The organism is Marinobacterium sp. LSUCC0821 (genome assembly GCF_012848475.1).
Taxonomy (GTDB): Bacteria; Pseudomonadota; Gammaproteobacteria; order Pseudomonadales; family Balneatricaceae; genus Marinobacterium_E.
Genome location: NZ_CP051666.1, coordinates 2,170,105 through 2,193,345, shown reverse-complemented (window position 1 = coordinate 2,193,345; position 23,241 = coordinate 2,170,105). Strand labels below are relative to the sequence as shown.

Here is a 23,241-nt window from a genome sequence, read left to right as displayed (position 1 = left end):
AAAATCGGGTCAGACCCGGCGTATTTAAATACTTGGGACATAAAAAAACCGCCTTGCGGCGGTTTTTGTAAAACGAATCAGCAGTTCTTAGTTCTCTGCAGTTTCGTCTTCTTCTAGATCTTTCATTGAAAGCTTGATGCGGCCGCGGTTGTCGACGTCTAGCACCTTACATTTCACGATGTCGTCCATGTTAACGAAGTCAGTCACTTTGTTTACACGCTCTTTAGCGATCTGTGAAATGTGAACTAGGCCATCTTTACCTGGAAGGATGTTAACGAATGCACCGAACTCTTCGATACGAACAACCTTACCTTCGTAGATCTTGCCGATTTCAGCTTCTGCAGTGATCGCCATTACACGGTCAACAGCAGCCTGTGAAGCAGCTTTGTTGTCAGCGTAGATACGAACTGTACCGTCATCATCAAGATCGATTGAAGCGCCAGTCTGTTCTGTAATAGAACGGATAGTCGCGCCACCTTTACCGATAACGTCACGAATCTTCTCTGGGTTCACTTTAAGCTGTGTCATCGCTGGTGCGTGGTCAGCAAGTTCTGGACGTGCGTAACCAATCACTTTAGCCATTTCACGAAGGATGTGAACACGCGCATCATGTGCCTGCTCTAGAGCGATCTCCATGATCTCTTCTGTGATACCAGTGATCTTGATATCCATCTGAAGTGCAGTAACGCCCTGCTCAGTACCCGCTACTTTGAAGTCCATGTCGCCTAGGTGGTCTTCGTCACCTAGGATGTCAGTTAGGACTGCGAAGCGATCATCTTCTTTAACAAGACCCATCGCGATACCTGCAACAGCAGCAGAGACAGGAACACCTGCATCCATCATCGCTAGTGAAGAGCCACACACAGAAGCCATTGAAGATGAACCGTTAGATTCAGTGATTTCTGATACTAGACGCATGGTGTATGGGAAAGCATCCTGAGTAGGAAGCACCGCTGCAACACCACGACGAGCTAGACGACCGTGACCGATTTCACGACGACCAGTACCACCCATACGGCCAGCTTCACCTACAGAGTATGGAGGGAAGTTGTACTGAAGCATGAATGGATCGCGACGTTCGCCTTCAAGCGCGTCGATGATCTGTACATCACGGCTAGTACCTAGGGTACAAGTAACGATTGCCTGAGTTTCACCACGAGTGAATAGCGCAGAACCGTGAACACCTTTCAGTACGCCAACTTCAACTTCGATTGGACGAACGGTTTTGTTATCACGGCCGTCGATACGTGGGTCACCGCTAAGGATACGCTCACGTACAGTCGCTTTCTCAAGTGAAGCGAATACTTTAGAAACTTCAGCTGAATCTGGAGCACCTTCAGCGCCAGTCGCAAACTGAGCAACAACCTGCTCGCGAAGTGCTTTTAGCGTGTCCTGACGCTGCATTTTGTCAGCAACCTGGAAAGCTGAAGTGATCTGAGCACCGAATGCTGCATTGATCGCATCGCTAAGCGCTACGTTCTTCTCAGCTGGTTTCCAATCCCACTTAGCTTTGCCAGCCTGCGCTGCAAATTCGTTAATTGCGTTGATAGCAACCTGCATCTCCTGGTGAGCAAATAGAACTGCACCAAGCATTTCGTCTTCAGTAAGCTCTTTAGCTTCTGACTCAACCATTAGAACTGCATCGTTAGTACCCGCAACCACCATGTCTAGCTCAGAGTTAGCAAGCGCAGCGTATGTTGGGTTTAGGATGTAGCCTTCATCTTCAGTGAAGCCAACGCGTGCTGCACCGATTGGGCCAAGGAATGGGATACCCGAGATAGCTAGTGCTGCAGAAGTACCAAGCATTGCAGCGATATCTGGATCTACGTTCTTGTCAGAAGACATTACCGTACATACAACCTGAACTTCGTTCATGAAGCCTTTAGGGAATAGTGGACGGATTGGACGGTCGATTAGACGAGAAGTCAGCGTCTCTTTCTCAGTTGGACGGCCTTCACGCTTGAAGAAGCCACCAGGGATACGGCCTACAGCGTAGTATTTTTCCTGGTAGTGAACAGATAGCGGGAAGAAGTCCTGACCATCTTTAGCATCTTTAGCGCCAACAACAGTACAAAGAACCTGAGTCTTCTCGTTAACAGTAACCATAACTGCGCCAGTTGCCTGACGAGCTACCTTACCGGTTTCAATCGTTACAGTGTCGTTACCGAACTGGAACGTTTTAGTAATCGCATTAAACATCGATTAGCTCCTAGTGTGTTTACTAAGTGCCACTCACTTTCGATCTTCAATCTTAAAAGCTAGTACTCAGTTGAATTCGAACCAAACTCAATTGAGTACAAGCTATCAGATCTAAGGAATCTGCGAACAAGTCCATAATATCTCAGCGGGATCTGAAGCTTTCAGATACAAGGCGAATTGCGCAACTAATGGCCTTAGTCCTTAGTAAGCAATTCAACGCAGTAGCAGGAGGTTTCAGATCTCGCCCTGCGGGGCCTTCAGTCATATCCATCATCTGTGTTGTGACGTCTCGACTTAGCCCGCTAGGCCTTCGACGACACGCCTTGATGTTAAATATGACTGTAGGCCTGAGATGTCATGGACTTATTCGTAGATTCCTAAGTGGCTGGTTAAAATAAAAGGGCCATACGGAGTATGGCCCTTGGAGTCTGAATCTTAGCGACGTAGGCCAAGACGACCGATCAACTCAACGTAACGAGTTGCGTCTTTCTTCTTAAGGTAATCTAGCAGCTTACGACGCTGGTTTACCATACGAATTAGACCGCGACGTGAGTGGTGGTCCTGCTTGTTTGCTTTGAAGTGACCCTGTAGGCCTTCAATGTTCGCAGTTAGAAGTGCAACCTGTACTTCTGGTGAACCAGTGTCACCCTGACCACGCCCAAACTCAGCAACGATTTCAGCTTTTTTCTCAACGGTTAGAGCCATTGAATTTCTCCTAGTTACGATATGCACACAGCCACTTTCAATTTGAATAGCAATGCTGTGGGTTAAGCCGCGCTGGACCGAGCATATCTTCAGTTCAGCGTCATACCTCAATGAGGTAAATCAATTTACCTAAGCCTGGGCACCTTCGGAGGTATCTAGAAGTCTACGAGCCACTAAGCGACCTGTATCTTCAACCTCTCCCATACCTAGGAAGCGCTGTTCAGCAAAGAGTCTAACCAGGCCGCGTTCATCGAAAAGTTCGGTGATTCGCTGGCCCTGTAAGAGTCGTACTGCTAAATCAGCAGGCAATTCTATCGAAGGCAATGAGTCCACTGCACTCCAGGGCGGCAATAATAACGCATCTAAACGCATTTGTATGCACTCTGGACCTTGATCTGTCTCAGTTTCAGCCGCTATTTGCTCTAACTCGTCCATGGTAAGCAATTTCGCAGCATCGTAGTTGGCAACACCGATTCGGCGAAGCATACTGACGTGCGCACCACACCCAAGCTCTAACCCCAAATCTTCTACGATTGAACGAATGTAGGTCCCTTTAGAACAGTGCACTTCAAGATCAACTTCATCGTCACGAAGATCGAGCAATTTGATCTCATAGATGTTTACCTGACGCGGCTTCACCTCAACTTTTTCACCCTTGCGAGCAAGTTTATAGAGAGGCTGACCATTATGCTTCAGGGCCGAGAACATCGATGGCACCTGCTCAATTTCACCAGCAAAGCGTGCCTGAATAAGCTGATTCAATGAATCCCACTCAAGGCTTGGTACAGGTTTAGTCTCAACGACTTCACCATCAGCATCACTACTGTCGGTACGTACACCAAGTTTAGCCGTCGTGATGTAGCGCTTATCAGAGTCTAGCAGGAACTGTGAAAACTTGGTCGCTTCACCTAAACAGATGGGAAGCATGCCTGTCGCAAGTGGATCAAGCGCGCCGGTATGACCTGCTTTTGCAGCATCATAAAGTCGCTTAACCCGTTGAAGCGCGGAATTTGATGTTAGACCTTGCGGCTTATCTAACAAAAAGACGCCGTCGATGCGGCGCCCTTTTTTACGTCGAGCCATCTTACTTCTCGTCGTTCTGATCGGTATCAGCTTCGTCCTCTAAACGACGCGCTTTCTCGATGAGGCTGTGCAGATGACGGCCTCGTTCGATGCTCTCATCGTAATGGAAACGTAGCTGTGGCATCACACGCAGTTTAATGCCACGTGCTAGTTCAGTGCGAAGGAAACCGGCTGCTTGCTTAAGCACGCTTAAGCTATCTTTGGTTACCTGCGCCTGATCCATATCGCCGTAGGGCATCACAGTGATGTAGACCTCAGCATAGCCAAGATCTTTTGCCACTTTGACGTGATTGATGGTAATCATACCGAGGCGTGGATCTTTGATCTCACGCTGAATAAGGGTGGCTAGATCACGCTGGATCTGCTCACCCACTCGGTCTGTACGTTTAAAATCGCGAGCCATAATTGTCCCTGATCTTAAAGCGTACGCTGAACTTCGATTGTGTCATAAACCTCAATCTGGTCGCCGACTTTAACATCGTTGTAGTTCTTAACGCCGATACCACACTCCATGCCGTTACGAACTTCGTTCACGGCATCTTTGAAGCGACGAAGAGATTCAAGCTCACCTTCGTAGATAACAACGTTGTCACGAAGAACGCGGATACGTTTGTTGCGGTACACGGTACCCTCAACAACCATACAACCTGCAATCGCACCGATCTTAGGCGCACGGAACACATCACGTACTTCAGCGATACCCACGATCTCCTCTTTGAACTCAGGCGATAGCAGACCACCCATCGCATCTTTAACATCGTTGATGATGTCATAGATTACGGAGTAGTAACGAAGCTCCATCTCTTCACGCTCAACGATTGCACGCGCCTGAGCGTCTGCACGAACGTTAAAGCCGATTAAGATCGCAGAAGAAGCAAGCGCAAGGTTAGCGTCGGTCTCACCGATACCACCAACACCGCCAGAGACGATGTTCACTTTAACTTCATCAGTCGATAGATCTTCTAGAGAGCTGATTAGTGCTTCTAGAGAGCCACGTACGTCTGTCTTAAGGACGATGTTAAGTGATTTAACATCACCCGCCTGCATGTTCGAGAATAGGTTCTCAAGTTTAGCCTGCTGCTGACGCTGTAGTTTAACTTCACGGAATTTACCCTGACGGAACAGAGCAACTTCACGGGCTTTCTTCTCAGAAGATACTACTGTGAAATCTTCACCCGCATCTGGCGTACCATCCAGACCTTGGATCTCTACTGGAATTGCAGGACCTGCAGCATCTAGCGGCTTACCGTTCTCGTCCAGCATTGCACGTACACGGCCATACTGAAGACCCGCAAGTACGATATCACCCTTCTTAAGGGTACCGTTCTGTACAAGAAGCGTTGCAACTGGACCGCGGCCTTTATCAAGACGCGATTCAACAACCACACCCTGACCAGGCGCTTCGCGAACTGCTGTAAGCTCAAGCATCTCAGCTTGGAGAAGAATCGAATCTAGAAGCGCATCGATACCTTCACCTGATTTAGCCGAAACGTTACAGAACTGAGTATCACCACCCCAATCTTCTGGGATAACGTCGCGCTGAGCGAGTTCGTTCTTAACGCGGTCAGGATCAGCTTCTGGCTTATCGATCTTGTTAACTGCAACAACAAGAGGTACACCAGCGGCTTTCGCGTGCTGAACCGCCTCTTCAGTCTGCGGCATTACACCGTCATCTGCTGCTACCACTAGGACTACAATATCGGTAAGTGACGCACCACGTGCACGCATTGCGGTAAACGCTGCGTGTCCAGGAGTATCAAGGAAGGTAACCATACCGTTGCTTGTTTCAACATGGTATGCGCCGATGTGCTGGGTAATACCACCAGACTCACCTGCTGCTACGCGGGTAGTACGGATGTAGTCAAGAAGCGATGTTTTACCGTGGTCAACGTGACCCATTACAGTCACAACCGGCGCACGAGATTCAGCTTCACCTTCATGGGCGTTAATCGCTTCAATTAGGGCGTCTTCAATCGCATTCTCCTGCATTGGGATAGCCTTGTGGCCCATCTCTTCAACAACAAGAGTCGCAGTATCCTGATCGATAGGCTGGTTGATGGTTGCCATAGCGCCCATCTTGAACATCACCTTGATCACTTCTGCTGCCTTGATAGACATCTTCTTAGCAAGTTCAGCAACGGTAATCGTTTCAGGAATAGTTACTTCATGAACGATAGCCGCTGTTGGTTTTTCAAAACCGTGTTGATTTGGCTGACCACCGCGAACGGGTTTACCACCACGCTGAGGCTTGCCACCCTTGCCACGAACATTAAGCGTGTTGCGTTCTTCACGGCCTTTCTTGCCACCACGACGGTCATCATCACGGTCGCCACGGCGCGAATCACGCTCTTTGTTCTTGTTACGAGGGTTTTCAGTTTTTGGCTCGTCGTTGCTTTTTACTGCTTCAGGTTTTTTAGCTGGAGCTGGTGCAGCTTTTGCTGCAGGCTTAGCTTCAACAACAGGCTCTTCAACCACTGGTGCTGCAACTTCAACAACTGGCTCAACTACTTCTGGTTTAGCTTCAGGCTCAACTGCCGCTGGTGCTTCTACAACCGCTGCAACCGGTGCTTCAACAGCCGTTTCTACCACAGCTTCTTGAGCAACTTCTTCAACGACTGGAGCATCTTCAAGCTCTGTGCGCTTTACGTAGGTACGCTTTTTACGCACTTCTACGTTTACAGTTTTGCGGCTACCCGCACCACCTACTTTTAACGTCGATGTAGTTTTACGCTTCAAGGTGATTTTTGATGGTGAGCCGACATCCGAATCTTCTTCACCGTGGCTGCGCTTAAGGTGCGCAAGCAATTGCTGACGCTCGGTTTCGGTGACAGTGGCATCATTCGATTTACCGTCGATTCCCGCTTCCTGCATCTGAGTTAACAAACGCTCAACGGATACACCAACCACCTCGGCAAGCTGCTTAATTGTTACTTCTGCCATAAGGGTTCTCCTTTTCCGTTGTAATTATGCAAACCAAGGTGCGCGTGCAGTCATAATCAACTCACCTGCGCGCTCTTCAGTCATGCCTTCGATATCCATTAGCTCTTCAACAGACTGCTCTGCAAGATCTTCCATAGTGATCACACCACGGCTAGCAAGTTTCAGCGCCAGCGCTTCATCCATACCATCCATAGTCACAAGATCTTCTGCAGGTTTAGCATCGCCAAGCTGCTCTTCAGACGCGATTGCAAGGTTAAGCAGTGCATCTTTAGCACGCTCACGAAGAGCCTGGACGATATCTTCATCAAACTCTTCAATCTCAAGCATTTCAGCTTCAGGTACGTATGCAACCTCTTCAATAGAGGTGAAGCCTTCTGCTACTAGAAGCTCTGCTAGATCCTGATCAACATCTAGGTGGTTGATGAATAACTCAACAACCTTAGTCGTTTCTGATTCGTGTTTATCAGCCGCTTCTTGCTCGCTCATCACGTTTAGGTTCCAGCCTGTTAGTTCAGAGGCTAGACGAACGTTTTGACCGCTGCGACCTATAGCCATAGCTAGGGCATCTTCATCGACTGCAACGTCCATAGAGTGAGTCTCTTCATCCATAACGATTGAAGCTACTTCAGCAGGCGCCATCGCATTGATAACTAGCTGCGCTGGGTTGTCGTCCCAAAGAATGATATCTACACGTTCACCGCCTAGCTCATCAGAGACAGCCTGAACACGTGCACCACGCATACCGACACAAGCACCCACTGGGTCTAGACGACGGTCGTTCGTTTTAACGGCAATCTTCGCACGCGCACCCGGATCACGAGCTGCAGCACGAATTTCGATCATCTCTTCAGCAATTTCTGGAACTTCAATGCGGAATAGTTCAATCAACATCTCTGCTGATGCACGGCTAAGAATTAGCTGTGGACCACGACCTTCGCTACGCACTTCCTGAAGCACCGCACGAACGCGCTCACCCATACGGAAGATTTCGCGTGGTAGTAGATTCTCACGTGGAAGAAGCGCTTCAGCGTTGTTACCAAGATCAACGATGACGTTATCACGCGTAACTTTCTTAACTGTACCTGAGATCAACTCACCTACACGGTCACGGTACTGATCAACAACTTTAGCGCGTTCAGCTTCACGGACTTTCTGTACGATAACCTGTTTAGCAGTCTGAGCAGCGATACGACCAAATCCAACAGATTCAACCTGCTCTTCGTGGTAATCACCTGGCTGAAGGTTTGTATCGATCTCTTCAGCTTCCTGCATAGTCAGTTCTGTGCCTAGCGCTGGAACAGCATCGTTAGATACAACCAACCAACGACGGAAAGTGTCGTAGTCGCCAGTTGCACGATCGATCACAACGCGGATGTCCGCCTCTTCGTCGTAACGTTTCTTAGTCGCTGTTGCTAGCGCAACTTCGATAGCTTCAAAGATAACTGCCTTAGGCACATCTTTTTCATTAGAGACAGCTTCCGCTACCAGTAGAATCTCTTTATTCATAACAGCTCTTCGCTCCTACTTATTAAAGCGCTTAAAATTGCGGAACCACATTCGCCCTATCAATAAGGTCGAGTGGCAACAGATATTCAGTATTATCAACAACGAGGAGGACATCTTCGCCCTCTACTCCATTGAGAATCCCTTTAAACTTGCGACGTCCTTCATACGGCGAGCGAAGACGAAGCTGGATTACATGACCCACAAACTCTTCATACTGCGCCAACGTGTAGAGAGGGCGATCCATACCTGGAGATGAGACCTCCAGCGTATAGTTTTCACTGATTGGATCTTCAACATCCATAACGCCGCTAACCTGGTGGCTAACACGCGCACAATCATCAACAGAGACACCATGTGGGCTATCTATGTAGATTCGCAGCATGCTGGTTTTACCTGCAGCGTTGTATTCGATTCCCCATAGTTCAAGGTCTAATCCCTGAACAACCGGTTCAATCAACTCTTGTAACAGCTTTAGTTTCGCTGACACTTAACACCTATATTTTCAAAAATAAAAAATGGGTCACTAGGACCCATTCTTAGTACTATACCGCCCTGTTGTGACAGTACAGTTGCTGATTAGATCAGCGTTTAATGTACGAAAAAGCCCCAACAATGGGGCTTTATCAAACAGGGTAGAAAGACTAAAAATCGAATTCTACTCTTCACTCCTAGGAGTGGTAGCCAGCCTTCAGATCTAACGATCTTTCAGACTTTAATGCTACGAACCACTCAAAGAGTGGTAGCGGGGGCCAGATTTGAACTGTTGACCTTCAGCGGCTGCGCCGTATGAAGAGCAGAGTCCGACCGTCGGGCCTTTCCACAAATCACCAACACTAAAAGTTGGTAGCGGGGGCCAGATTTGAACTGACGACCTTCGGGTTATGAGCCCGACGAGCTACCAGGCTGCTCCACCCCGCATCAAAAACTGATCCAAATTATACGCTGGACCGGTTACATCTACAACATTGGTGCCCAGAGCCGGACTCGAACCGGCACATCCGAAGGACACTACCCCCTCAAGATAGCGTGTCTACCAATTCCACCACCTGGGCTAAAACTTAGTTGTTCCCCGCAGAAGGAATCTCTGATTCCTTAACAGCTGGAACCTCAGCGACTGGTGCTTGCTGAGCCGGTGCAGCTGCTTCGATAGTAGCAGCGTCAGGAATACCTGCATCACCGATTGTTTGAGCTTTGTCTTTAGCAAACACCGCTAGCACAAAGCTAGTAATAAAAATGCCTGCTGCAAGAATTGCAGTCACACGACCCAAAAAGCTGCCGCTACCGTCACTACCGAAAACAGTCTGAGAGGCACCGCCACCAAATGACGCGCCAGCTTCAGCACCTTTACCCTGCTGAAGCAGAATAAGAGCGATAATTGCTGCAGCGAGCAGTACGTGAACGATGAGAACGATTGTTTCCATTCTTACTTTAAATCCTATTTTGCTACCAAAAAACGGTAGCGATACTCAAAGAGGCGCGAATTTTACCCGAGGGGATATCAACTTACAAGTTTCTTAAGTGCTTTTTCCACGTCAACAGCAAGCTGCTCACAGACTGAATGGACCTGGTCTAAGTCGGACCCTTCCACCATAACTCGCACAACGGGTTCAGTTCCCGATGGACGCAGAAGCACTCGCCCCTTATCAGCCAACTGAACCTCTGCCGTAGCCACTAACTGAGCCACCTCTTCAGATGAAGTGATATCTACCTTCTGCTCAAGACGCACGTTGATCATGCGCTGCGGAAGCTTCTGCATCCCCTGCTTAAGCTCATGTATTGTCTTCTTGCTGTTCGCAACAGCTTTTAATACTTGAACAGCGGCTACTGTTGCATCACCTGTAGGGAGAATTGAGCGACAAACGATATGTCCTGAACCTTCGCCACCAAGGTTCCAGCCATGTTTGGCCAGTTGCTCTAGCACATAGCGATCACCAACCTTCGCACGAACGAACGGAATATCCATCTTCGCTAGGGCCTGCTCAAGTCCAAGGTTTGTCATTAATGTACCGACTACACCCCCATTAAGCTCGCCTGACTGATGCAGCGCTTGAGCGATAATGAAAAGGATCTCATCACCGTCAACAACTTCGCCTTTATGATCAACAAGAATCAGGCGATCCCCGTCACCGTCCAGGGCGATGCCTAGATCAGCACCCACTTCAATCACCTTCTCTTGCAACTGTTGAGGAGCCGTAGCACCGCAATTTTCATTGATATTCAGGCCATCAGGCTCTGTACCAATCTCATAAACCTTGGCACCGAGCTCACGGAACACTTTCGGTGCTATGTGGTAACCAGCACCATTAGCACAATCGACAACAACTTTAAGGCCGGCCAAGTTCAGGGTACCTGATGCTGTTGATTTACAGAATTCGATGTACCGGCCTGCAGCGTCATTCACGCGACGCACTTTACCTAACTCTTGCGAGCTCACGGTAGTCATCGCAAGATCAAGTTGAGCTTCGATTCGCTGCTCTACCTCATCGGGTAACTTAGTCCCCTCAGCACTAAAAAATTTAATGCCGTTATCGTGAAAGGCGTTGTGAGAGGCACTGATCACAATACCCGCATCAGCACGGAAAGTTCGAGTCAAATAGGCGATAGCAGGGGTCGGCATAGGGCCCAGCAGTAACACATCAACACCTGCCGCTGAAAGCCCCGCTTCTAGAGCCGACTCAAACATGTATCCGGAAATACGGGTATCTTTACCAATAAGCACAAGCTTGCGACCATCGCGAGCAAAGACACGACCGACAGCCCAACCCAATTTCAAAACAAAATCTGGGGTAATAGGGAAAGTACCTACACGACCACGAATACCATCTGTACCAAAATACTTTCTTGTCATGATCAGCAGACCACCCTTTCATTTAAAATAGCTTCAGTCATACGCACCATATCAACCGTTTCGGCAACATCATGCACACGAATAATTCTTGCTCCACGCTCTACTGCAATGGCCACAGTCGAAAGACTTCCGATCAAACGCTCTTGTGGCTCTCGATCCAAAACCTGACCGACCATCGTTTTGCGTGAGGTACCTGATAGAATCGGAACACCTAAGTCTACCAATTGATCCATACGATTGAGTAGCTGTAAATTATGCTCCAGGGTTTTGCCAAAACCAAAACCTGGATCGATCATCAATTTCTCTTTTGGAATTCCTGCAGCGATAGTACGACGCAACTGCTGCGCTAAAAAATCTTTAACTTCAGCAACAACATCTGAATAATTTGGCCGGCGCTGCATAGTCGCAGGACTCCCTTGCATATGCATCAGACATACCGGCAGACCCGACTCCACAGCTGCTTGCAAAGCACCCTCTCGCCCAAGCGAGCGCACATCATTGATAAGCCCGGCGCCAAGTTTAGCTGACTCTCGTATCAATGCAGGCGAGCTCGTATCTATCGACACCACCACATCCAAAGCGTTATTAATTCGCTCTAGTACCGGCAGGACCCTATCCATCTCTTGCTGCTCTGATACTTCAGCCGCACCTGGGCGTGTTGACTCGCCACCTATATCGATGAGGGTTGCACCCGCAGTGACCATCAATTCAGCATGCCGCAGCGCTCGATCAAAGGAGAGCGCCTCTGATTCATAAAGATGGCCACCATCAGAGAAAGAGTCCGGAGTGACATTAAGAATACCCATAACCTGAGTATGTGAAAGATCTAGGGTGCGACCAGCAAATTCAAACAGTGACACGTCAATTTTACTCACACAACAAAACAAAAAGCCCGCGATAACGCGGGCAATTTAAATGCATTTAGCTTATGCCTTACCTTCACCGGTTGGCTCATCATCTGAATCACTCGCTTGAGTATCAGATGCATCATTAGATTGATCATCAGACTCTTCATCAGAAGGAGCTTCAGATAATTCATCAGAAGGGACATCAGATAATTCATCAGAAGGGACATCAGATTCTGCAGGATTAACCTGAGACATCTCTTTAGCCACCTCTTCAGCAGCTGCGGACTCACGCTCAGGCACATCCGACCAACCCTCTGGCGGTGTAACCTCTTTGCGTTCCATCAGCTGATCTAGCTGATCACTACCGATGGTTTCATACTTCATCAACGCTTCGCACATAGAATCAAGAATATCTCGATTCTCTTTTAGCGTGGTGTATGCCTTTTCGTAACACTCATCAATAATCTTACGAACTTCAGCATCAATGCGGTTTTGAGTCTCACCCGATGTTGGCTTAGCGCCACCGCCCATGCCACGACCAAACGGATCATCATCTTCAGCCGCATACAATAGAGGACCAAGCTCCTCCGAAAGACCCCAGCGCGTCACCATGTTACGAGCAAGCTGAGTTGCACGCTGAATATCGTTTGATGCACCTGTGGTAACGCCCTCTTTGCCGAGCGTCATCTCTTCAGCGATTCGACCACCATAGAGTGAACAGATCTGTGAAATAATGCCCTGACGACTGAATGAGTATCGGTCCTCCTCAGGAAGGAACATGGTTACACCCAATGCACGGCCACGCGGAATAATAGAAACCTTGTAGACAGGATCATGCTCTGGCATTAAACGACCAACAATCGCATGCCCAGCTTCATGGTATGCAGTATTGAGACGCTCTTTGTAAGACATCACCATCGACTTACGCTCTGCGCCCATCATGATCTTGTCTTTTGCTTTCTCAAACTGATCCATGCCAACAGTACGACGGCTCTCACGCGCTGCAAAAAGGGCAGCTTCGTTAACAAGGTTTGCAAGATCAGCACCCGAGAAGCCCGGCGTACCACGCGCAATCAGCTCAGGTTTAACATCATCTCCAAGCGGCACTTTACGCATGTGCACTTTAAGAATTTTTTCACGTCCCTGGATATCAGGAAGCCCAACATGCACCTGACGGTCAAAACGACCAGGACGCAACAGCGCAGGGTCTAGAACATCTGGACGGTTAGTCGCAGCGATGACGATGATACCTTCAGTACCCTCAAAGCCATCCATCTCAACGAGCAACTGGTTGAGTGTCTGCTCACGCTCATCGTTACCACCACCAAGGCCTACACCACGTGAACGACCCACAGCGTCAATCTCGTCGATAAAGATGATACACGGCGCGTGTTTCTTAGCTTGATCAAACATGTCACGTACACGCGACGCACCCACACCTACAAACATCTCAACGAAATCAGAACCAGAGATACTGAAGAACGGCACTTTCGCTTCGCCAGCAATCGCTTTCGCAAGCAGAGTTTTACCTGTACCTGGGTTACCTGCCATTAGAACGCCGCGAGGGATATGGCCACCTAAGCGCTGGAACTTACCAGGGTCACGAAGGTAATCAACAAGCTCTGCAACTTCCTCTTTAGCCTCTTCAACACCAGCAACATCGGCAAAAGTGGTTTTGATCTGATCTTCGCTCATCATGCGCGCTTTCGACTTACCGAAAGACATGGGGCCGCCCTTGCCGCCGGCACCACCTTGCATCTGACGCATGAAGAACATAAAGATTGCGATGATGATCAGGATTGGGAAGGTCGCCACTAACAACTGCTGCCAAATGCTCTGCTGCTCAGGCAATTTACCTTCAACAATAACGTCATGTTTCAACAGATCATCGATCAATTTAGGGTCAGAGATAGCTGGACGAACAGTTTCAAAACGCTCACCGTTATCGCGCACGCCATTAATGGTGTAACCATCAACAGTCACACGATTGACGCGACCCGCTTGCACCTCAGCAACAAAGTCTGAGTAGCTCACTCGGCCTACGCTACTTTCAGCGCTGAAGTTGTTGAATATAGTCATCAGAACAGCAGCAATGACCAACCAGAGCACTAAATTACGAACCATATCGTTCAAACCAATTTCCTCTAAACTTTAAACGTAAACTGCCTTATGAAGTTATACGCCCTAAAAACCTTTTCCGAGCAGCCCGGTTAAAGACCCAACTGCCTAAAATTCTAATTTGCACATCAATACAAACATAACGGAGTGTGCAATCCACTATGAGGTCGATAAAACCACAGTAATTCTTAGGTGGGGGCCATATCATAAATTACAAGCCCCTCTGTTACAGCAGGCTAAAGATGAAAAATTAAACTAACCACCACTGCAAACGCGTTCACCACTTCAATATGGCAACCATGCAATACTACTAGGGCTGATTAAAGGGTGTTAATATGAACCCAACATTAAGACCATTCAATTAAAGGTATTAATTCTAATATGAGCTTAACGACCGATCAAAAAAAGCGTCTTCGCACGCGTGCTCACGATCTAAATCCTATTGTCATCGTTGGTGGCAATGGCCTGAGCGAGGGGGTACAACTTGAAGTTGACCGCGCCCTTGAAGATCACGAGCTGATTAAAGTTAAATTTGCGGTAGGCGATCGCGACGTTAAAAAAGCCCTTATAAAAGAGCTTGTTGGCGTAGTGGAAGCGGAACTCATTCAAGAGATAGGCAACATCGCCGTGCTATTCAGAGCATCACAGGAGCCTAACCCTAAGCTATCCAATTTAATGCGCTAATCCAACCGTAAAACCCCGTTTTTACGGCACTCACCGCAGATTCAATGTCCGCAACCCGGTATTCAAAAATGAGAATATAGGGTTGCAACCCCTCCTCAACAAACCTAATGTTGGCAGCTGTAAAAACCAAACAAAGCTCGTTCTAATTGATCAAGCGCAAGATTGGATGAGAATTCATCTAGACAGCAGTTTTATCGGTGAAAAATTAGAGTAATGTAAGGCTTACAAAAATCCCCAAGGAGAAAAACAATGAAAAAACGCGTATTTATCAAAGCAGCCGGTGCAGCAATCCTTGCTTCACTTGTTTCAGTTTCTGCACAGGCAGCTGATTTCGAACTTAAGATGCACCACTTCCTTCCAGCGAAGGCTCCTGCACATGCTAAGTTCTTCCAGCCATGGGCTGACTCAATTGAGAAAGCATCTAACGGCCGCATCAAAATCAAGATCTACGGTTCAATGTCTCTTGGTGGTAAACCACCTCAGCTAGTCGATCAGGTTCAGGATGGTTTCGTTGACCTAATCTGGACGCTTCCTGGCTACACTCCAGGTCGTTTCCCTGCAGTATCTGCATTTGAAAACCCATGGATGGTGACTGACGCCTACGAAACTTCACAGGCGCTAACTGCATACTACGAAGCAAACCCTGAAGTTCAGGCTGAATTTAAAGATATGCACGTTGTTGGTCTTTGGACTCACGACCGTGGCGTTGTTTACTCTAAAGGCGATGCCATCGACTCAGTTGCAGACTTCGCTGGCAAGAAACTTCGTAACCCAAGCCGTCCAGTAGCTGCAGCTCTGGAAGCTCTTGGTGCTACACCAGTGGGCATGCCTGTACCAGAGATGCCACAGGCACTTGCTAAGAACGTTATCGACGGTACTGTAGTACCTTTCGAAATCGTTCCAGCGCTAAAACTTCACGAGCTTGTTGATAACGCAGTAGAAGTTGAAACTGCAGACGGCCGTGGTCTTTACACTTCTGTCTTCCTACTAGGCATGAACAAAGCTAAGTACGACTCTATGCCTGCTGATCTTCAGAAAGTGATGGATGATCACTCTGGCATGTACTTCGCAAAAATCGGTGGTGAGTTCTTCAAGAACGCTGAAAACTTCGGTCGTAAGCTGATCGACGAGAACGCTAAGCGCTCACAGATGCCTGCTGACGAAGTTAAGAAGATGCAAGAAGCGACTTCTGGCGTAGCTGGCGAATGGGTTAAAGAGATGGATGGTCTAGGTCTTCCTGGCCAGAAGTTGATGGACTCTGCTAACGCTATGCTAGAGAAATACAGCAAGTAATTAGTACAGCAAATAAACTAAAAGGTGTTTAAGTGACAGCACTGTTACTCAAAACCCGGTCCCTTGTGGACTACTTCGAGCGAGCCACTTTGTGGCTCGCTCTTTTATCGGGCTTAATTCTTACGGTAATGGCATTCACCACTGTAACCAGTGTGGCTGGCCGTTACTTTTTCTCCTCTCCGATTAACGGTGATACCGAGATCGTGCAGATGTTCACCGCCGTGGTGGTTGCCCTCGCGCTTCCCTACTGCCAAATGCGACTAGGTAACGTTATTGTTGACGTCTTAACTGCATCAGCCCCTGCGCGTGTTCGACTTTTTATGGATGTTGTTGGTAGCTTACTACTAGGTATCCTTTTCTATTTCCTAGCAGTTCAAGCTTATGATGGCGGCCTCGCGGCTCAACGCTACAGTAACGAAACTATGATGCTTCGCATGAAAGAGTGGTGGTTTTATATGACTATCTCTTTTGGTTTCAGCCTAACCTCTATCGCTGGGTTTATTAAACCTATTGCGATCTATGCAGATTACAAAGGTGCTAAATGAGTGATCCAGTCATTGCAGGATTAATTATCCTGTTCATGCTCGTCATCATGTTCCTACGCGTACCTATCGGTATCGCAATGATGCTAGCGGGTGCCGTAGGTTACTCAGTAATTGATGACTTCAGTACGCTTCTTTTCTACATGAAGGGCTCATCATTTGGTCAAATGGCGAGCCACTCGCTTTCGATCATCCCGCTATTCCTTTTGATGGGTAACCTAGCTACCCGCTCCGGAATTAGCCGTTCGCTATTTACCGGTGTAAACGCATTCATTGGGCACTATCGTGGCGGTCTAGCACTAGCTGCTGTCGGTGGCTGCGGCCTCTTTGGCGCTATCTGTGGCTCTTCACTAGCAACGGCCGCAACTATGGGCCAAGTTGCACTTCCAGAGATGAAACGTCACGGTTACCACGGTGCTATGGCAACAGGTGCTCTTGCTGCAGGCGGCACACTGGGTATTTTAATCCCACCATCAATTGTACTGATCATCTATGCCATTCTGACTGAGCAGAACATTGTGAAGCTATTTATGGCGGCAATGGTTCCTGGTGTCATGGCGATCATGGGCTACATGCTGGTTATTGCCATTCTGGTTAAACTGCGTCCGCACTATGCAGACAAGAGCCAGAAAGCGAGCTGGGCAGAGCGTGGCAAGGCTATTATTGATCTTATTCCAGCAGCCTTCCTTTTCATCGGCGTTCTCGGCGGCATCTACGGCGGTATATTCACGCCATCTGAAGCTGCGGCGTACGGTGTAGTCGGCACAATAGTTATTGCACTGATCAACCGTCAGTTGACCTGGGAAGGTTTCCTAGAGTGTCTTAAATCAACGGCGATCAACAGCGCTATGATCTTTGTAATCATTCTAGGTGCAGATATCTTCAACGCTTTCTTGAGCCTAAGCGGCATGCCTGAAGAGCTAGCAAACTGGATTATTGGTACCAATATGGCGCCAATGATGGTCCTACTGCTTATGCTTGCTGTCTACCTGGTACTCGGCTGTTTGATGGACTCGTTGTCGATGATCCTACTGACTGTGCCTATCTTCTTCCCTGCGATTATGGGTCTAGATTTTGGTATGACAGAAGAGCAGACCGCACTTTGGTTCGGCATTATCTGTCTGATCGTTGTTGAGGTCGGCATGATTACCCCTCCGGTAGGTATGAACGTATTCATCATCAACAAGATTGCAGATGGCGTACCGATGCGAGATACCTTCGCAGGCGTACTGCCATTCCTAGCATCAGACTTTGTTCGTGTAGCGCTGCTACTGATATTCCCAGTTTTGACCTGGGGTATTATTCCGGACTAAACAATTCTGATTGTTGATTCTAAAAACCACCTTCGGGTGGTTTTTTCGTTACTATAGATTCTAGTAAAACTTCAAAAGCAAATACCCAGCCAAAGGCAGGATATTAACAATAAAAAACCGCCTCGCGGCGGTTTTCTGCTCTAAGCTAAATCTTAGATATGCTTAACTTCAGCAATCTCATATTCGATCATGCCACCCGGCGTAGTGATTCCGGCGATATCGCCTTCCTCTTTACCGATCAGGCCACGAGCGATTGGGGAGTTTACAGAGATTTTGTTCTGCTTAAGATCTGCTTCGTCATCACCTACGATCTTGTAGGTTACTTCAGCGTCAGTCTCTAGGTTAATTAGATCAACTGTAGTTCCGAAGATTACTTTGCCTGTGTGTGGCAGGCTCGTTACATCGATCACCTGAGCCATAGAAAGCTTACTCTCGATCTCGGCGATGCGGCCTTCGATGAAACCCTGCTGTTCACGGGCAGCGTGGTACTCAGCGTTCTCTTTGAGATCGCCATGTTCACGCGCCTCTGCAATTGCAGCAACAACGGTAGGACGGTCTTTAGTCTTAAGACGCTCTAGTTCAGAGCGAAGTGCTACTTCGCCCTCAACGGTCATAGGTACGCGCGTGCTCATGCGTTTGACTCCGCGTGAATATCCTGCAGGCGACGCACTGTACGCTCTTCACCGTAGCGAAGTGCTTCGGTGATCGCAGCTGCGCCAGCGATAGTCGTAGAGTATGGAACCTTGTGCTGAAGTGCAGCGCGACGAATATCTGCAGAGTCTGCAATCGCTTTGCGGCCTTCAGTGGTATTCACCACGTAGTTCACTTCCTTATTCTTCAGCATGTCGACGATGTTTGGACGACCTTCAGTCACCTTGTTCACTAGGGTAACTTCAATACCGTTCTCTTTAAGCATCGCACCCGTACCGCTGGTCGAGATGATGTTAAAGCCAAGATCAACAAGCTGCTTAGTCAATTCTAGCGCTGCCGCTTTATCTACGTCACGAACAGAGATGAACGCAGTACCTGGTTTAGGTAGTTTGTCGCCAGCACCGATATGCGCCTTCATGAACGCTTCACCGAAGGTCTCACCTGTTCCCATAACTTCGCCTGTAGACTTCATCTCAGGGCCAAGAATTGGGTCAACACCTTGGAATTTGTTGAACGGGAATACCGCTTCTTTCACGTTGAAGTAGGTCGGAATGATCTCTTCAGTGAAACCAAGCTCTTCTAGGGACTTGCCAGTCATTACAAGAGCAGCAATCTTCGCTAGCGAAACACCGATACATTTCGATACGAACGGTACAGTACGTGATGCACGTGGGTTAACCTCGATCACGTAGATTTCGCCATCCTGGTATGCAAGCTGTACGTTCATCAAGCCAACAACACCAAGCTCGATCGCCATCTTGCGAACCATTTCACGCATCTCATCCTGAATATCTGCTGCCAGATTGTAAGGAGGTAGTGAACATGCAGAGTCACCAGAGTGAACACCCGCCTGCTCGATATGCTGCATGATTGCACCAATCACGACCTGTTTGCCGTCACATACAGCATCGATATCAACTTCGATTGCAGCGTTTAGGAAGTGGTCTAGAAGCACTGGTGCTTCGTTAGAAACTTTTACAGCCGAGTTCATGTAACGGCGAAGTTCGTCCTCTTTGTAGACGATCTCCATAGCACGACCACCTAGTACGTATGATGGACGTACAACTAGTGGGTAGCCCAACTTCTCAGCTTCAATCACAGCCTGCTCAAGGCTACGAACAGTCGCGTTCTCTGGCTGTTTCAGGCCAAGACGCTTAAGCATCTGCTGGAACTGTTCACGGTCTTCGGCACGATCAATCGCTTCAGAAGAGGTACCGATGATAGGGACACCTGCCTGCTCAAGAGCAACGGCCAGTTTAAGTGGGGTCTGACCACCGTACTGAACGATAACGCCTTTTGGCTTCTCTACATCAACGATAGCCAATACATCTTCAAGCGTGATTGGCTCAAAGTAGAGGCGATCGGATGTATCGTAGTCTGTCGATACAGTTTCAGGGTTACAGTTAACCATGATTGTTTCATAGCCATCTTCACGCGCTGCAAGAGCTGCGTGCACACAGCAGTAGTCAAATTCGATACCCTGACCGATACGGTTAGGGCCACCACCGATCACCATGATCTTGTCACGAGTCGATGGGTTCGCTTCACACTCCTCTTCGTACGTTGAGTACATGTAAGCAGTATCTGTCGCAAACTCTGCCGCACAGGTATCAACACGCTTGTAGACAGGACGAATGCCAAGACCCTGACGGTGCTTGCGGAACTGCTTCTCAGAAACACCTAGAAGTTTCGCAAGACGGGCATCAGAGAAACCTTTACGTTTCAGTGCGAAGATAGCATCTGCTGATAGGTCTCCCAATGCAGATTCAGAAACGCGCTGCTCATCTTTGATGATGTCTTCAATCTGAACAAGGAACCAAGGATCAACGCCACTTAGCTTGTAGATTTCATCAACGCTCATACCCATACGGAACGCATCACCGATGTACCAAATACGCTCAGCGCCTGGTTCAGTCAGTTCGTAAACAATCTTATCGCGCGCATCATCTGCTGCAAGATCAACGATTGGGTCGAAACCTTCAGAACCCACTTCAAGGCCACGAAGCGCTTTCTGCAGAGACTCTTGCTGCGTACGGCCAATCGCCATCACCTCACCCACAGATTTCATCTGCGTAGTTAGACGGTCATTTGCCTGCGGGAATTTCTCGAAAGTGAAGCGAGGAATCTTAGTGACAACGTAGTCGATCGCAGGCTCGAAAGATGCAGGTGTGCGACCGCCAGTAATATCATTCTGTAGCTCATCTAGGGTGTAACCCACAGCCAACTTCGCAGCCACCTTCGCGATTGGGAAGCCTGTCGCTTTAGATGCAAGAGCCGATGAACGAGATACACGTGGGTTCATCTCGATAACCACAACACGACCCGTCTCTGGGCAGACACCAAACTGTACGTTCGAACCACCTGTCTCAACGCCGATCTCACGAAGAACTGCGATCGATGCGTTACGCATCAGCTGGTACTCTTTATCGGTTAGCGTCTGAGCTGGAGCAACAGTGATCGAGTCGCCGGTGTGGACACCCATCGCGTCAAAGTTTTCAATCGAACAGATGATGATACAGTTGTCGTTCTTATCGCGAACAACTTCCATCTCGTACTCTTTCCAACCGATCAACGATTCGTCGATTAGAAGCTCATTAGTAGGTGACAGGTCTAAACCACGTTCACAGATTTCGATGAACTCTTCACGGTTGTAAGCGATACCACCGCCTGAACCACCCATGGTGAACGATGGGCGAATGATTGCTGGGAAGCCAACCATATCAAGAACCTGAAGCGCCTCTTCCATTGAGTGTGCAATCGAAGCACGAGGACACTCAAGGCCGATGTTCTTCATCGCTTTATCGAAACGTTCGCGGTCTTCCGCCTTATCGATCGCATCCTGAGTCGCACCGATCATCTCAACGCCAAACTCAGCCAGTACGCCTTCACGATCAAGGTCAAGCGCACAGTTCAATGCAGTCTGACCACCCATGGTAGGTAGCAGCGCATCTGGACGCTCTTTTTCGATGATCTTAGCGACGGTTTTCCAGTTGATAGGCTCGATGTAAGTTGCATCTGCCATGGTCGGATCAGTCATGATCGTCGCTGGGTTTGAGTTCACAAGAATTACACGGTAACCCTCTTCGCGAAGCGCTTTACACGCCTGTGCGCCAGAGTAGTCGAACTCACACGCCTGGCCGATAACGATTGGGCCTGCGCCTAGGATGAGGATACTTTGTATGTCGGTACGTTTTGGCATATTAAAACCTGATCTAAAACTGTTTTCCCGGGAGTGCGCTTAGTTAGCCGCGCGCATCATTTCTATAAAGCGATCAAAAAGTGGTGCCACATCGTGTGGACCTGGGCTCGCTTCAGGGTGCCCTTGGAAACTGAATGCTGGACGATCGGTACGTTCGATACCCTGCAGTGAGCCGTCGAATAGCGACTTATGGGTCGCACGCAGCGTACTTGGCATTGAACCTTCAGAAACAGCGAAACCGTGGTTCTGAGAGGTGATCATCACATGCTTAGAGTCAAGATCCTGAACTGGGTGGTTGGCACCGTGGTGACCAAACTTCATCTTCTCGGTTTGCGCACCTGATGCTAGTGCTAGCAGCTGGTGACCAAGACAGATACCGAATACAGGCAACTTAGTCTCAAGAATTTCGCGAATTGCAGTGATAGCGTAGTCACAAGGCTCTGGATCGCCAGGGCCGTTCGAAAGGAACACGCCATCTGGGTTCAACGCCAACACATCCGCAGCCGGTGTTTGCGCTGGAACAACTGTCAAACGACAGCCACGCTCAACCAACATGCGAAGAATATTTGATTTAACACCGAAGTCATAAGCAACCACATGGAACTGCTGATCAGCATCAGCAATCTCAGCACAGCCACTGCCAAGCTTCCAAGTTGAGGTACGCCAAGCATCTTGCGTGTCGCGGGTAACAACTTTTGCAAGGTCCATACCTTTAAGGCCTGGGAATGCACGAGCAGCTTCAACTGCTTTAGCCTCATCTAGGTTTTCACCAGCCATGATGCAACCGTTCTGCGCACCTTTTTCACGCAAAATGCGAGTCAAGCGGCGGGTATCAATACCAGCAATACCGAGAATGTTGCGCTCTTTAAGGTAGGCATCCAGTGCCTGTTCTGAACGGAAGTTGCTCGCCATCAGCGGTAGATCACGAATCACGAGACCTGCAACCCAAGTGCGGTCTGATTCAGCGTCTTCAGGGTTACAACCAACGTTCCCGATATGCGGGTAAGTCAGTGTCACGATCTGACGGCAGTAAGATGGGTCTGTGAGGATCTCTTGGTAACCGGTCATCGAGGTGTTGAAAACTACCTCACCAGTCGATTCGCCTTCGGCGCCAATCGAAATCCCCCTAAAAATAGAACCGTCTTCAAGGGCTAGAATGGCTGGCTGCGTCAAATGAACCTCCCCGCGCGCTGGCTAAATAAACGAAAAACTTAACGATGTCTGGCTAATTTTTGGCTGCAAAAAAGCGAGGCTAACTCAGGGCTACCTCGCTCTGTAGACATCTTATCGGTGGGTTTCGCCGCTGACTTGG

General features: G+C 48.6%; 18 protein-coding genes and 2 tRNA genes. 4 read left to right on the top strand and 16 right to left on the bottom strand.

What is annotated here, in order from left to right:
- Positions 1-87 precede the first annotated feature (87 nt).
- The 13 genes from pnp to ftsH form a co-directional block, all read right to left on the bottom strand.
- Positions 88-2,199 carry a polyribonucleotide nucleotidyltransferase gene (gene pnp / locus HH196_RS10680; RefSeq protein ID WP_169452100.1) on the bottom strand — a complete coding sequence of 704 codons (2,112 nt, stop codon included), beginning with the start codon at positions 2,197-2,199 and terminating at the stop codon, positions 88-90.
- 435 nt (positions 2,200-2,634) lie between these two features.
- Positions 2,635-2,904, bottom strand: a complete 270-nt coding sequence (gene rpsO, locus HH196_RS10675; RefSeq protein WP_169452099.1) for a 30S ribosomal protein S15 — start codon at positions 2,902-2,904, stop codon at positions 2,635-2,637.
- Positions 2,905-3,033: 129 nt separating this feature from the next.
- Positions 3,034-3,987, bottom strand: a complete 954-nt coding sequence (gene truB / locus HH196_RS10670) for a tRNA pseudouridine(55) synthase TruB (RefSeq protein WP_169452098.1) — start codon at positions 3,985-3,987, stop codon at positions 3,034-3,036.
- A 1-nt stretch (position 3,988) separates the two neighbouring features.
- The gene (gene rbfA, locus HH196_RS10665) at positions 3,989-4,390 is read right to left on the bottom strand and encodes a 30S ribosome-binding factor RbfA (protein WP_169452097.1); all 402 of its coding nucleotides are present in this window, start codon (positions 4,388-4,390) and stop codon (positions 3,989-3,991) included.
- Between the two features lie 14 nt (positions 4,391-4,404).
- Complete coding sequence (gene infB / locus HH196_RS10660) at positions 4,405-6,927, bottom strand: translation initiation factor IF-2 (RefSeq protein WP_169452096.1); 2,523 nt, start codon at positions 6,925-6,927, stop codon at positions 4,405-4,407.
- A gap of 24 nt (positions 6,928-6,951) precedes the next feature.
- Entirely contained in the window at positions 6,952-8,433 is a 1,482-nt protein-coding gene (gene nusA / locus HH196_RS10655; RefSeq protein WP_169452095.1) for a transcription termination factor NusA, read from the bottom strand.
- A 31-nt stretch (positions 8,434-8,464) separates the two neighbouring features.
- Complete coding sequence (gene rimP / locus HH196_RS10650) at positions 8,465-8,920, bottom strand: ribosome maturation factor RimP (RefSeq protein ID WP_169452094.1); 456 nt, start codon at positions 8,918-8,920, stop codon at positions 8,465-8,467.
- A 354-nt stretch (positions 8,921-9,274) separates the two neighbouring features.
- Positions 9,275-9,351, bottom strand: a tRNA-Met gene (locus HH196_RS10645).
- A 48-nt stretch (positions 9,352-9,399) separates the two neighbouring features.
- Positions 9,400-9,485 (bottom strand) — tRNA-Leu (locus tag HH196_RS10640).
- Between the two features lie 6 nt (positions 9,486-9,491).
- On the bottom strand, positions 9,492-9,854 hold the full coding sequence (gene secG, locus HH196_RS10635; RefSeq protein WP_169452093.1) for a preprotein translocase subunit SecG: 363 nt from the start codon (positions 9,852-9,854) through the stop codon (positions 9,492-9,494).
- A gap of 77 nt (positions 9,855-9,931) precedes the next feature.
- On the bottom strand, positions 9,932-11,281 hold the full coding sequence (gene glmM / locus HH196_RS10630) for a phosphoglucosamine mutase (RefSeq protein WP_169452092.1): 1,350 nt from the start codon (positions 11,279-11,281) through the stop codon (positions 9,932-9,934).
- 2 nt (positions 11,282-11,283) lie between these two features.
- Positions 11,284-12,156 carry a dihydropteroate synthase gene (folP, locus tag HH196_RS10625; RefSeq protein ID WP_371807840.1) on the bottom strand — a complete coding sequence of 291 codons (873 nt, stop codon included), beginning with the start codon at positions 12,154-12,156 and terminating at the stop codon, positions 11,284-11,286.
- 51 nt (positions 12,157-12,207) lie between these two features.
- Entirely contained in the window at positions 12,208-14,253 is a 2,046-nt protein-coding gene (gene ftsH / locus HH196_RS10620) for an ATP-dependent zinc metalloprotease FtsH (protein WP_169452389.1), read from the bottom strand.
- Positions 14,254-14,628: 375 nt separating this feature from the next.
- Here ftsH and yhbY point away from each other — a divergent pair, with 375 nt between their 5' ends.
- The 4 genes from yhbY (at position 14,629) to HH196_RS10600 (ending at position 18,079) form a co-directional block, all read left to right on the top strand.
- Positions 14,629-14,931 carry a ribosome assembly RNA-binding protein YhbY gene (gene yhbY / locus HH196_RS10615; protein WP_169452091.1) on the top strand — a complete coding sequence of 101 codons (303 nt, stop codon included), beginning with the start codon at positions 14,629-14,631 and terminating at the stop codon, positions 14,929-14,931.
- Between the two features lie 249 nt (positions 14,932-15,180).
- Positions 15,181-16,224 carry a TRAP transporter substrate-binding protein gene (locus HH196_RS10610; RefSeq protein ID WP_169452090.1) on the top strand — a complete coding sequence of 348 codons (1,044 nt, stop codon included), beginning with the start codon at positions 15,181-15,183 and terminating at the stop codon, positions 16,222-16,224.
- Between the two features lie 32 nt (positions 16,225-16,256).
- Positions 16,257-16,769, top strand: a complete 513-nt coding sequence (locus HH196_RS10605; protein WP_169452089.1) for a TRAP transporter small permease — start codon at positions 16,257-16,259, stop codon at positions 16,767-16,769.
- Positions 16,766-18,079 (top strand): TRAP transporter large permease, encoded by a 1,314-nt coding sequence (locus HH196_RS10600; RefSeq protein ID WP_169452088.1) that lies wholly within the window; start codon positions 16,766-16,768, stop codon positions 18,077-18,079. The genes HH196_RS10605 and HH196_RS10600 overlap by 4 nt, the downstream gene beginning before the upstream one ends.
- 152 nt (positions 18,080-18,231) lie before the next feature.
- Here the strand turns inward: HH196_RS10600 and greA are convergent, their stop codons facing one another.
- The 3 genes from greA to carA are packed head-to-tail and all read right to left on the bottom strand — an operon-like array spanning position 18,232 to position 23,102.
- Positions 18,232-18,711 (bottom strand): transcription elongation factor GreA, encoded by a 480-nt coding sequence (gene greA, locus HH196_RS10595; RefSeq protein WP_169452087.1) that lies wholly within the window; start codon positions 18,709-18,711, stop codon positions 18,232-18,234.
- Complete coding sequence (carB, locus tag HH196_RS10590; protein ID WP_169452086.1) at positions 18,708-21,929, bottom strand: carbamoyl-phosphate synthase large subunit; 3,222 nt, start codon at positions 21,927-21,929, stop codon at positions 18,708-18,710. The genes greA and carB overlap by 4 nt, the downstream gene beginning before the upstream one ends.
- 39 nt (positions 21,930-21,968) lie before the next feature.
- A complete protein-coding gene (gene carA, locus HH196_RS10585) occupies positions 21,969-23,102 on the bottom strand; it encodes a glutamine-hydrolyzing carbamoyl-phosphate synthase small subunit (RefSeq protein ID WP_169452085.1) in 1,134 nt (377 codons plus the stop codon).
- Between the last annotated feature and the right edge of the window lie 139 nt (positions 23,103-23,241).